The organism is Pseudalgibacter alginicilyticus (assembly GCF_001310225.1).
GTDB lineage: Bacteria > Bacteroidota > Bacteroidia > Flavobacteriales > Flavobacteriaceae > Pseudalgibacter > Pseudalgibacter alginicilyticus.
Genome location: NZ_CP012898.1, coordinates 2,989,726 through 3,001,560 on the forward strand (window position 1 = coordinate 2,989,726; position 11,835 = coordinate 3,001,560).

At 31.9% G+C, this 11,835-nt stretch carries 11 protein-coding genes; 9 read left to right on the top strand and 2 right to left on the bottom strand.

Annotation, left to right across the window (positions count from 1 at the left end; translation table 11 throughout):
* Positions 1-175 precede the first annotated feature (175 nt).
* The 7 genes from APS56_RS12365 (at position 176) to xylE (ending at position 8,414) form a co-directional block, all read left to right on the top strand.
* The gene (locus APS56_RS12365) at positions 176-1,150 is read left to right on the top strand and encodes a TRAP transporter substrate-binding protein (RefSeq protein ID WP_054728669.1); all 975 of its coding nucleotides are present in this window, start codon (positions 176-178) and stop codon (positions 1,148-1,150) included.
* A gap of 2 nt (positions 1,151-1,152) precedes the next feature.
* A complete protein-coding gene (locus APS56_RS12370) occupies positions 1,153-1,644 on the top strand; it encodes a TRAP transporter small permease (RefSeq protein ID WP_054728674.1) in 492 nt (163 codons plus the stop codon).
* A gap of 3 nt (positions 1,645-1,647) precedes the next feature.
* The gene (locus APS56_RS12375; RefSeq protein WP_211259721.1) at positions 1,648-2,952 is read left to right on the top strand and encodes a TRAP transporter large permease; all 1,305 of its coding nucleotides are present in this window, start codon (positions 1,648-1,650) and stop codon (positions 2,950-2,952) included.
* Positions 2,953-3,065: 113 nt separating this feature from the next.
* Positions 3,066-4,064, top strand: a complete 999-nt coding sequence (locus tag APS56_RS12380; RefSeq protein ID WP_236778418.1) for a GntR family transcriptional regulator — start codon at positions 3,066-3,068, stop codon at positions 4,062-4,064.
* Positions 4,065-4,066: 2 nt separating this feature from the next.
* Positions 4,067-5,551 (top strand): xylulokinase, encoded by a 1,485-nt coding sequence (locus APS56_RS12385; RefSeq protein WP_054728680.1) that lies wholly within the window; start codon positions 4,067-4,069, stop codon positions 5,549-5,551.
* Between the two features lie 155 nt (positions 5,552-5,706).
* Positions 5,707-7,032 carry a xylose isomerase gene (gene xylA, locus APS56_RS12390; RefSeq protein WP_054728685.1) on the top strand — a complete coding sequence of 442 codons (1,326 nt, stop codon included), beginning with the start codon at positions 5,707-5,709 and terminating at the stop codon, positions 7,030-7,032.
* Positions 7,032-8,414, top strand: coding sequence for a D-xylose transporter XylE (xylE, locus tag APS56_RS12395; protein ID WP_211259722.1), 1,383 nt, complete (start codon positions 7,032-7,034; stop codon positions 8,412-8,414). The genes xylA and xylE overlap by 1 nt, the downstream gene beginning before the upstream one ends.
* A gap of 98 nt (positions 8,415-8,512) precedes the next feature.
* On the opposite strand, the gene APS56_RS12400 is transcribed toward xylE, so the two are convergent.
* Positions 8,513-8,854 carry a T9SS type A sorting domain-containing protein gene (locus APS56_RS12400; protein ID WP_054728691.1) on the bottom strand — a complete coding sequence of 114 codons (342 nt, stop codon included), beginning with the start codon at positions 8,852-8,854 and terminating at the stop codon, positions 8,513-8,515.
* A 197-nt stretch (positions 8,855-9,051) separates the two neighbouring features.
* On the opposite strand from APS56_RS12400, the gene APS56_RS12405 reads away from it, so the two are divergent.
* A complete protein-coding gene (locus APS56_RS12405; protein WP_054728695.1) occupies positions 9,052-9,732 on the top strand; it encodes a response regulator transcription factor in 681 nt (226 codons plus the stop codon).
* An 8-nt stretch (positions 9,733-9,740) separates the two neighbouring features.
* Positions 9,741-10,784: a sensor histidine kinase gene (locus tag APS56_RS12410; RefSeq protein WP_054728698.1), complete on the top strand. Its 1,044-nt coding sequence runs from the start codon at positions 9,741-9,743 to the stop codon at positions 10,782-10,784.
* On the opposite strand, the gene APS56_RS12415 is transcribed toward APS56_RS12410, so the two are convergent.
* Positions 10,758-11,813, bottom strand: a complete 1,056-nt coding sequence (locus APS56_RS12415) for a glycosyltransferase (RefSeq protein WP_054731379.1) — start codon at positions 11,811-11,813, stop codon at positions 10,758-10,760. The two genes, APS56_RS12410 and APS56_RS12415, sit on opposite strands and share 27 nt — an antisense overlap.
* Positions 11,814-11,835 lie beyond the last annotated feature (22 nt).

Here is an 11,835-nt window from a genome sequence, read left to right on the forward strand (position 1 = left end):
ATCGATTGTATTTTTAGTTTTATATATTTGTATTCCTCTATTTATTAAATTGAGAATTTTTCTTTGAATAATCATTAGATTAGCAAATGAAGTACACATCAATTAGCAAATTGATTAACAATTAAAATTATTTAGAGATTATGTTTGATTATTATAATAGAATTAATATTAACAGATGAAGTATAAATTAGTTTTTCTAAGTTTTCTATTTTTAGCATGCTTGTCCTGTAAAGAACAAGGAGACACCAAAGTGCTTTACTTAGCACATACATTACCACAAACCCATCCAGTACATAAAGGGATTTTAAAATTTCAAGAGGTTTTAGAAAAAAAATCCGAAGGAAAGTTAGTAATTAAGGTTTTCCCTGACGGGATGTTAGGGTCAGAACGCGAAGTTTTAGAATTATTACAAATTGGAAGTGTTGCAATTACTAAAGTAAGTGCCGCTACATTATCTAATTTTGTGCCTGAATACCATGTGTTAGGAATTCCTTATTTATTTAGAAGTAAAGAACATCAGTTTGAAGTTATGGAAGGGCCTATAGGAAAATCGATCTTAGAAAAAGGGGAAAAATTTTGGTTACGAGGACTCTGTTATTATGATGCTGGTAGCCGAAGTTTTTATACTTCAAAGAAAGCCATTAGAACTCCAGAAGATTTAAAAGGACTTAAAATACGTGTAATGAATAATCAAATGGCTATAAATATGGTTAATGCCATGGGAGGATCTGCAACACCAATGGCTTATGGGGAATTATATACTGCAATTCAGCAAGGTGTTGTTGATGGAGCTGAAAATAATCCACCATCTTTTGTATCTTCAAACCATCATGAGGTTGCAAAATATTATACCTTAGATCAACATTCATCTGTGCCAGATGTATTAATTATAGGTACCAAATTCTGGGAAACATTGTCTGAAGAAGAACGTGTTTGGGTACAGGAATCTGCAGATGAATCAGCACAAGCAGAAAAAGTATATTGGAATGAATCTGTTGAAGAATCTATGAATATAGCCAAGGAATTCGGGGTAGAAATTATTACTCCAGATAAATCATTGTTTGCAGAAAAAACAGAATCGGTTTTAGAAGAATTTTTAAAAGAGCACCCTGAAATGACTGAATTAGTAAGAAAAATTAAAGGAAATTAATTATGAAGGTATTTGATATCATTTTTAATAAAGTAGTACGATTAATGGAAGTGTTTTTAGTAATTATTTTTGCGCTGTTAGTACTTGATGTACTTTGGCAAGTGTTTTCTAGATATGTATTAAACACATCTTTTTCGTGGACAGAAGAGTTGGCTCGCTTTTCTTTAATTTGGCTTTCTATATTTGGAGCAGCTTATCTTAATGCAAGAAGAGAACATTTGTCTATGGATTTTCTTTACGGTAAATTTTCAGATGCTAATAGAAAAAAAATATCCATTTTTATTGAAATTTTGATTTTTCTATTTGCTTTAATTGTTATGGTAATAGGCGGTTTAAATTTAGTGTATACTACATTACATTTAGGGCAGCTTTCAGGAACTTTGAGAATTCCATTAGGTTATATTTATGCAATTATGCCTTTTAGCGGATTTCTCATTATGTGTTTTTCCATATATCATATTTCAAAAATTTCTACCAACCAAATAACTGTCTAAATTATGAGTATTGAAATTATAAGTATTATAGTGTTATTCGCTAGTTTTTTTACTTTACTTATGTTAAAAGTGCCTGTAGCATATTCTATAGGTATATCAACAACATTAAGTTTGTTGTTAAATATTGATAATCTTCCCGGAATAACTACTATCGCTCAGCGTATGACCACGGGTATAGATAGTTTTGCACTTTTAGCCATTCCATTTTTTGTTCTGGCGGGTGAGATTATGAAACGAGGAGGTATTGCAAATCGAATGATAAATTTTGCAAAATCGTTGGTAGCTAGCCTTCCTGGAGGTTTAGCTTATGTAAATGTATTAGCATCCATGCTGTTTGGTGCTATATCAGGTTCTGCCATTGCAGCAGCTTCTGCAATAGGAAGTATAATGACGGATAGAATGGAAGAAGAAGGCTACCCAAGAGAGCTGAGTGCTTCCGTAAATATTACGTCTTCTACTACAGGGTTATTGATTCCTCCAAGTAATACATTAATTGTGTATGCTTTAGCTAGTGGCGGGTCTGCATCTGTCGCTGCCTTGTTTATTGCAGGTTATTTGCCAGGAATTTTATTAGGTTTTGCTATCATGGGCTATATTGCTTATGTGGCTATTACCAAAAAATTTGCCAAAGGCGCACGTGCGCCTTTATCTGAAATAGCAACAAATTTTGGAAATGCTTTTTTTAGTTTATTACTTCTTTTTATCGTTGTAGGTGGTATTGTTGCTGGGATTTTTACAGCCACTGAAGCATCTGCTATTGCAGTTTTATATGCTGCTGTTTTGGCTTTAATTTATGGCGATATAAAAGTTAAAGATTTTCCAGATATTTTATTAACAGCAGCCAGAACCACAGGTGTTGTTATGTTCTTAATCTGTACCTCAATGGCCATGTCATGGTTGTTTTCTTTTGAAGGTATCCCAGAACTTATGAGTGGGTTTTTATTGGAGCAATTTAGTAATAAGTTTGTCATCTTTTTAGTTATTAATTTAACTTTATTGATTATAGGGACCTTTATGGATATGACACCAGCTGTATTGATTTTTACTCCTATCTTTTTACCTGTTGTTGTAGCATTGGGGATGCATCCTGTACATTTTGGTATTGTATTGGTTTTAAATTTATGCGTTGGCTTGTGTACACCACCAGTTGGTACCATTCTTTTTGTTGGCAGTGGCGTAGCAAATGTATCTGTTACCAAAGTTATAAAACCGTTGTTGCCCTTTTTGTTAATTATGATAATTGTTTTAATGCTTATTACTTATATTCCAGAAATATCAATGTTTTTACCAACATTGTTTGAACTGTAATAATGTAATAAATTTTAAGAATTAAGTTTAAAAAAATGATATTGCAAATAATTGTCGTATCATTTTTTTAAGCTTAGTATCGCATAACAGAACAGTACAGAACAATGAAAATAATGAAAGAAACGCTTGCTTTTAGAATAAATCATAACAGTGATATTCCAAAGTATCAACAGTTAGTAAATGCTGTAAATGATGCTATTGCTAATAATAAACTTTCAATTGCTGATTTGTTGCCTTCTGTTAATTATATCTGTAAAACTCATACATTATCAAGAGATACAGTTTTTAAAGCCTATTCTATTTTAAAAGAACAGGGTGTAATTGAATCAGTGCCAAATAAAGGATATTATGTAGCTAGTAAAATAAGTAAAGTACTCTTGGTTTTGGATACTTTCAAAGCATATAAAGAGGTGTTATACCATTCTTTTATTAATAATTTATCAAAAAATATTATTACTGATGTACAATTTCATCATTATAATATTGAAAATTTTAAAACCATAATAAATAATGGGAAAGGTAAATATTACAAGTATGTTGTTATGAATTTTGATCATAAAGATATTCCTTCGGTTATTTCAGAAATAGAAAACGATAAATTATTATTGATAGATTGGAACATTCACTCAAAGAATAATAACAATTTTGTATTCCAAGATTTTGGAAATTCAGTATTTGATGTTTTAACCAGGTCTAAAAATTTGTTTACAAAATATAAAGCCATCCATTTTATATACCCTACATTCACGAACCATCCTAAAGAAACCATTTCAGCATTTAAAAAGTTCTGCAAAAAGTGCAAATTTGAGTATAAGATTATAACAAATGCAGAGAGTTTCAAAATTGAAAAAGACATTGCTTATATTAGTGTTAGCGATCGGATTTTAGGTCTTTTTTTAGAACAATGCAGAGATTTAGGATTTGAACCAGGTGTAGATGTTGGTTTTTTATCATATAATGAAACGCCTATGAAAAAGTTTATTTACAAAGGTATTTCTGTTATTTCAACAGATTTTAAAGCATTAGGTACAAAGGCAGCAGAATTTATAAGTAACGATTCGGCAATGCAGCATTACATTCCAACGAAATTAATATTAAGAGACTCATTATAATTATGTATTATTTAGGATTAGATATAGGTAGTTCGTCTATTAAAGCAGCGTTAGTAGACATAGATTCTGGTAAAAGTTTAGGTGTTGTTCAAGAACCGAAAGAAGAAATGGGTATGTTTGCTCAAAAAAATGGTTGGGCAGAACAAGATCCAAACGATTGGTGGGAACATATTTGTAACGCTATTAAACGTTTAAAAAAGCAACACAATTTAAACGCTTCACAAATAAAAGGTATTGGTATTTCGTATCAAATGCATGGTTTGGTTTTGGTTGATAAAGCTGGAAATCCGCTTCGAAAAAGCATCATATGGTGCGATAGTAGGGCCGTTGAAATTGGGCATAACGCCTTTGCAGAACTTGGAGAAGAAAAATGTGCATTGCAACTATTAAATTCACCTGCAAACTTTACCGCTTCAAAATTAAAATGGGTAAAAGATAATGAACCAGAAATTTATAAAAAAGCGCATAAGTTTATGCTGCCAGGAGATTACATTGCTTATAAATTTTCAAATAAAATAAATACCACTATTTCAGGATTGTCTGAAGGTATTTTCTGGGACTTTAAAAATGATAAGGTGGCAGATTTTCTACTTGAATATTATGGTATTGATAAAAATCTTGTGCCCGATATTGTTGATATATTTGGAGTACAATCGGTTGTAGATGAAAAAGGTGAAGTTGATAGCGGAATTGCAGCAGGTACACCTATTTATTACCGTGCTGGCGACCAACCTAATAATGCCTTGTCGTTAAATGTATTTAATCCTGGCGAAGTAGCCGCAACTGGAGGTACTTCGGGTGTGGTATATGCAGTTACAGATAATCTTTCAGGAAAGGAAAGTACCAGAGTTAATAATTTTGCACATGTTAATTATACTAAATTAAAACCAAGAATAGGTAAACTTTTAAATATCAACGGAGCAGGAATTCAATACCGTTGGCTCTTAAATAATTTAAATGTTAGCTCTTATGAAGAGATGAATACATTAGCTTCAGATATACCAATAGGATCAGACGGTGTTTGTATGTTGCCCTTTGGTAATGGAGCTGAACGCATGTTAAATAACATGGAAATTGGTACTCGATTGGTTAATATCAATTTAAACAATCATAACAAAGCACATTTATGTAGAGCTGCTTTGGAAGGTATTGCATTTTCCTTTATTTATGGCATGGAAATTCTAAAATCCGATGGTATTAAACCCAGTGTAATCCGAGCTGGAAACGATAATTTATTTCGTTCAGAAATATTTGCAAACACGGTAGCAACTCTAATCGGTCAAGAAATTGAAATTTATAATACTACCGGAGCCATTGGGGCTGCACGAGCAGCTAACTTACATAAAGGTAATTTTGAACATTTTGGTAAAGTAATTATGGACAATGACCACGTTATGACTTTTATGCCTTTTAAAGACAAAACAGCGTATGTGGCAGCATACCATAATTGGAAAAAAGAATTAGAACTTATTTTAAATAAACAATAGTTGGGAGTTACCAAAGGGGGCAGGCTTATAGCAGTCACTTTTTTGTTGCGCCAATATAACAAAAAAGAGCTTCAATAACAGCTTCATCCTTAATGCTAATGGCAACTAAAATCAAGAAAACAATTAAACCAATAAACAAATAAATATTTTACAATATGGCAACTTTAGGAAACAAAGAATACTTTAAAGGTATTGGAGACATCAAATTTGAAGGAAAAGAATCAGACAATCCTCTAGCCTTTAAATACTACAATCCAGACCAGGTTGTAGCAGGAAAAACGATGAAAGAATGGTTTAAATTTTCAGTGGCTTACTGGCATACGTTCTGTGGTCAAGGTTCTGACCCCTTTGGTCCAGGAACACAAAATTTCCCTTGGGATCAATCTTCAAATCCTATTCAAGCAGCAAAAGATAAAGCTGATGCCGCTTTTGAATTTATTACAAAAATGGGTTTTGGCTATTACTGTTTTCATGATTTCGATTTAATTCAAGAAGGAGCAACCTTTGCAGAGTCAGAATCTAGATTGGCAACCATAACTGATTATTTAAAACAAAAACAAGCTGCTTCAGGGATTAAATTATTATGGGGAACAGCTAATTGTTTTTCTAATCCAAGATACATGAATGGAGCAGCAACCAATCCAGATTTTAATGTAGTTGCCCGAGCAGGTGGACAAATAAAATTGGCCTTAGATGCAACTATTGCTTTAGGGGGTGAAAATTATGTGTTCTGGGGAGGTCGTGAAGGTTACATGTCTTTATTAAATACAGATATGAGCCGTGAATTAGATCACATGGGACAATTTTTAGGTATGGCGAGAGACTATGCAAGAGCACAAGGATTTAAAGGGAATTTCTTTATAGAACCAAAACCAATGGAGCCATCAAAGCATCAATATGATTTTGATACAGCAACAGCTATTGGTTTCCTAAAAGAATATGGGTTAGATAAAGATTTTAAAATAAATATTGAAGTCAATCATGCCACCTTAGCTCAGCATACTTTTCAACACGAAATTGAAACAGCAGCTAAAGCAGGTATGTTAGGAAGTTTAGATGCTAACCGTGGTGATTACCAAAACGGATGGGATACAGACCAGTTTCCAAATAACATTCAAGAAACTACTGAAGCCATGTTAGTATTTTTAAAAGCTGGTGGCTTACAAGGTGGGGGTGTTAATTTTGATGCTAAAATTAGAAGAAATTCAACCGATATGGAAGATGTTTTTTATGCACATATTGGAGGAGCTGATACCTTTGCAAGAGCCTTGTTGGTAGCAGATAACATCATCACATCATCCCCATATGAAACCTTAAGAAAAGAACGTTATAGTTCTTTTGACTCTGGTAGTGGAAAAGATTTTGAAAATGGAAAATTAAATTTGCAGGATTTGTACAAAATTGCTCATGCAAATGGTGAACTTAAATTACAAAGTGGTAAACAAGAGTTGTTTGAAAATATTATAAATCAATATGTATAATGGAAAAGCAAAATAAGATACTTGTTTATGTAGTAACTATCGTTGCTACATTAGGAGGTTTGCTATTTGGTTATGATACGGCCGTAATATCTGGTGCTGAAAAATCAATTCAAGCATTTTTAATTGATAGCCAGGGGTTAAGTTCATTTTTACATGGTATTACAGTGTCATCGGCATTGATTGGTTGTATTATTGGAGGAGCCATATCAGGAATCGTATCTAGTAGGTATGGTCGAAAAAAGGCTTTAATTATTGCGGGTTTTCTGTTTTTATTATCCGCTTTGGGTTCTGGAAATCCTGAATTTTTATTTTTTGAAAGAGGTACTCCTTCTATAGGATTGTTGTGGATGTTTAATTTTTACCGTATTATAGGGGGTATTGGTGTTGGTTTAGCTTCGGCAGTTTGTCCTATGTATATTGGTGAAATTGCCCCAGCAGAAATTCGAGGAAAATTGGTTTCTTTAAATCAATTTGCTATAATATTTGGAATGTTAGTAGTTTACTTTGTAAATTGGGGTATAGCTGACGGACAAAGCATTGAATGGATAAATGAAATTGGATGGAGGAGAATGTTTGTATCTGAAGCTATTCCTGCATCTATATTTGCTGGTCTTATGTTTTTTATGCCCGAAACACCTCGATATTTGGCATTACAGAACAAAGATGAAAAAGCACTGTCTATTCTTACTCGTTTTAACGGGGCTGAAAAAGCAAATGAGATTCTTGTTGCAATAAAAAAATCTGTAAAAACAACCACTAAAGGTAAAATACTTTCTTATGGTAAAGGGGTGATAATTGTAGGTGTTTTATTGTCTGTTTTTCAGCAATTTGTAGGGATTAACGTAGCTTTGTATTATGCGCCTCGTATTTTTGAAAGTATGGGGGCGGCTAAAGATGCCTCCATGTTGCAAACTATTATAATGGGGCTTGTAAATGTTGTGTTTACGGTTATAGCTATTTTAACTGTTGACAAATGGGGAAGAAAACCACTATTAATTACCGGTTCTATAGGCATGGCTATTGGTATGTTTGCCATTTCAATCTTAGCATTTCAAGGTATTATAGGTATGGCAACATTGGTTTTTATTATAATTTATACCGCTTCGTTTATGATGAGTTGGGGACCTGTTTGTTGGGTTCTTATTTCAGAAATTTATCCAAATAAAATTAGAAGTCAGGCCATAGCTATTGCAGTTGCAGCACAATGGGCAGCTAATTTCTTCATTTCTTCTACATACCCACCCATGATGGAATTCAGTAGTGGAGGCACTTATTTATTTTATGGGATAATGAGTGTTGTTTCTGCTCTTTTTGTTTGGAAAATGGTGCCAGAAACAAAAGGAAAAACATTGGAAGAGATGGAAAGACTTTGGACCAAATAAGTAATTTATAAATTAAATCTTATCTTTTTTATAATATAAAACCCCTGAATTATTTGCTGATCCAAGGGGTTTTGTATTATGTTTTAATAGAAAATGTTTTACATAATAATTAACTTCCTTGATTCACTGATTCCATTTTCTGTAACTTTTAATATATATACACCAGAATTTAATTTAGAAATGTTTAATTCTTTATTAATAAGTTCTGCGTTATAAACTTGTTTGCCTAAAACATTATAAATTTCAACTTTTTTAGTTAAGTTACTTTTTGAAGTAATGTAAATATATTGTTTTCCGCTTTGGACTGGGTTAGGATATATAGATAAGCCTTCTATTTTGTGGTCATTAGAAGATGTGTTAACATCAGATTGAGTATACCCTAATTGTGGAATTATGAATGTTAAAGAAAAAAGTATTGCTAAAAAGTATTTTTTTTGCATATGTCACGTTTTATTAGGATAAAAGTACTATATTCCTTTCAAAAGCTGTGCCAAACAAGTGTTAAAGATTTGTTAGTTACATCGAAAAGTTAATATTGTGTAACTCTTAGGTTACCTAAATGTTATTTGTTTAAATAACCATAATATGTATGTGTTATTAGTTTTATTTTTACTTGATTATAAATTAACTTTGCCGCATGAATAAAAAGGATATTAAAATACTTTTAGTTGACGATGAGCCTGATATTTTAGAAATTGTTGGTTACAATTTATCTAATGAAGGCTATCAAGTTATTACAGCAGAAAACGGTTTAGAAGCTGTAAAAAAAGCTAAAAAAGAATTGCCTCACCTAATTATTATGGATGTGATGATGCCAGAAATGGATGGTATTGAGGCTTGTGAAAATATTAGAAAAAATCCAGATTTAAAGGATACCATAGTTACATTTCTAACAGCACGAGGAGAAGATTATTCACAAGTAGCGGGATTTGATGCTGGAGCAGATGATTATATAACAAAGCCTATTAAACCAAAAGTGTTAGTTAGTAAAGTGAAAGCTTTGTTGAGACGTTTTAAAGAAGAGGAAGTAAGCAGTACTGTTAAAGTTGGCAACTTAATTATTGATAGAGATGAATATAAAATCATTTTAGGCAAAAAAGAAATTGTTTTACCTAGAAAAGAATTTGAATTATTATCTTTATTAGCATCAAAACCAGGAAAAGTCTTTAAGCGTGATGAAATTTTAGACAGTGTGTGGGGAAATGAAGTGGTTGTAGGAGGAAGAACAATAGATGTTCATATCCGTAAACTTAGAGAGAAAATTGGCGATGAGTCTTTTAAAACTATAAAAGGTGTCGGCTATAAGTTTGTTGACTAAAATAATAAATGCAGACAAAATTTAAAAAATCTTATCGCTTTGCGATTAAAACATCGCTATACATAACTTTGTTTATAACGCTCTTAATGAGTGTTTTTTTATATGGTTATTATACAATAAATGTATTGGTTATCTTAATTTTTGCTATTTGTTGTTACTTCTTTTCTTTTTTAGTTATTCAATATAGGGTTGAACGTTTTATATACAAGCGGGTTAAAAAAATATATGATGATTTAACACTTCTTGAATCCACTAGTTTAACAAAAGGGCCTATCACAACAGATATGAACACCTTAACTCAGGAAATAGACAAGTTTGCGCGGAATAAAAAACTTCAAATAGAAACATTAAAGGTTAGAGAAAAATATAGAAAAGAGTTTTTTGGAAATGTGTCTCATGAATTAAAAACGCCATTATTTACAGTTCAAGGCTATATTTTAACATTGCTTGAGGGGGCTATGAATGATGAAAAATTAAGAGAAAAATATTTGGAGCGAGCTAGTAAAGGGGTAGAAAGACTCAGCTATATTGTGAAAGATTTAGATATGATTACTAAATTGGAAGTAGGTGATTTAAGTCTTAATATTGAAACTTTTGATATTGTTGAGCTAATAAAAAGTGTATTTGATATGCTTGAAATGAAAGCTCATAAAAAAAGAATAACTCTTACTTTTGATACCAATTACAGGAATCCTATTTTGGTAAATGCAGATAAAGAGCGTATTCAGCAAGTTATAGTTAATCTTATTGTTAACTCGATAAAATACGGTCAAGAACGCGGTACTACAGAAGTTAGTATTGAAAATTTAATAAAAAACAAAGTGATTGTACGTGTTACAGATAATGGTGAAGGTATTGCCAAAGCACATATTTCACGATTGTTTGAGCGTTTTTATAGAGTAGATAAAAGTGGTTCAAGAAAAGAAGGAGGGTCTGGTTTAGGCTTATCCATAGTAAAGCATATTATTGAAGCTCATGATGAAAAAATATATGTGGAAAGTGAATTTGATGTTGGGAGTGAGTTTTCATTTACTCTCGAAAAGGCTAAATAATCTTTTGAAATCTGTTTTAAAATGAAAGGAGCTTAGTCCTTTAAAATTATTTATTTTTTCAAGTTGACTTATTGTAAATGTTTCTTGACTACAACTTGGAGCAAATTCAAGTTCTGTTAGTCTTTTTGCTAAATATTCCTGTTCATATTGTCCTGGAGTTGGAATGAAAAAAGCTTTTTTATTCAATTTTGCTAAATCCATAATGGTTGTATAACCAGACCTTGAAATTATAAATTCACTTTCATTAATGGTTTTTTCCAGTAAACTTGATGTCATAAAATTATAAATAGTAAGGTTGCCCATAGTTTGTATAGTTTGTTCTTTTTCCAAAACTCCTTTAACAAAAACTACTTTTTTAGGGTAGTTTTTTAATTCTAATAAAAGTTTTTCTTCAAGTAAGGTGCGTTGAGGTTCGGGGCCAGAGAGTAAAACCAAAAGGTTGTTGGTAATAGTTTTAGGTTTTAATTCAAGTCGACTTAAAGGGCCAATGTACTCTGTTGGTATTTCGAAAACATGGGTATGACTCAATTTGCCACTTAAATTAGTACTTCCTTTAACATCTGGGACCCAGCAAACGTCAAATTTTTTAATGATCTTTTGGTGCATTTTAGTACTTAACCAAGTAGTGTTTCCGCTTAAAACATTTAATTGATGTGTAATAAATATTGAAGGTACTTTTTTACTTCGTACTCCCAATCGGTTATCTGAAATAATACCTTGGATATTATAGGTTTCAATAATTTCTTTGACAGTTTCTTTTTCAGAATTAATGGCTTTTAAAACTTTAGGGGAGTCTTTTAGTAGTTTCAACTTAAAGTGTGCACCATTTTTTGCATAGGTAATATTGTAGGCGGGTAATTCAATAGATAATAAATTGGGAAATTCCTTTTGCAGTAATGATAATGCAAAACCGTCACTTGCTATAATTGGTTCAAAACCATGAGCCAATAAAGCATCAATTATTGGGATACATCGTGTAGCATGACCTAGTCCCCAATTCAACGATGCAATTAAAATCCTTTTTTTCATTTTAATATCTATAGTGTGCCCA

Bases quoted from the DNA above. Each gene is read 5' to 3' on its own strand.
- APS56_RS12365 (WP_054728669.1), top strand. From the start codon at position 176: ATGAAGTATAAATTAGTTTTTCTAAGTTTTCTATTTTTAGCATGCTTG.
- APS56_RS12370 (WP_054728674.1), top strand. From the start codon at position 1,153: ATGAAGGTATTTGATATCATTTTTAATAAAGTAGTACGATTAATGGAA.
- APS56_RS12375 (WP_211259721.1), top strand. From the start codon at position 1,648: ATGAGTATTGAAATTATAAGTATTATAGTGTTATTCGCTAGTTTTTTT.
- APS56_RS12380 (WP_236778418.1), top strand. From the start codon at position 3,066: ATGAAAGAAACGCTTGCTTTTAGAATAAATCATAACAGTGATATTCCA.
- APS56_RS12385 (WP_054728680.1), top strand. From the start codon at position 4,067: ATGTATTATTTAGGATTAGATATAGGTAGTTCGTCTATTAAAGCAGCG.
- xylA (WP_054728685.1), top strand. From the start codon at position 5,707: ATGGCAACTTTAGGAAACAAAGAATACTTTAAAGGTATTGGAGACATC.
- xylE (WP_211259722.1), top strand. From the start codon at position 7,032: ATGGAAAAGCAAAATAAGATACTTGTTTATGTAGTAACTATCGTTGCT.
- APS56_RS12400 (WP_054728691.1), bottom strand. From the start codon at position 8,854: ATGCAAAAAAAATACTTTTTAGCAATACTTTTTTCTTTAACATTCATA.
- APS56_RS12405 (WP_054728695.1), top strand. From the start codon at position 9,052: ATGAATAAAAAGGATATTAAAATACTTTTAGTTGACGATGAGCCTGAT.
- APS56_RS12410 (WP_054728698.1), top strand. From the start codon at position 9,741: ATGCAGACAAAATTTAAAAAATCTTATCGCTTTGCGATTAAAACATCG.
- APS56_RS12415 (WP_054731379.1), bottom strand. From the start codon at position 11,813: ATGAAAAAAAGGATTTTAATTGCATCGTTGAATTGGGGACTAGGTCAT.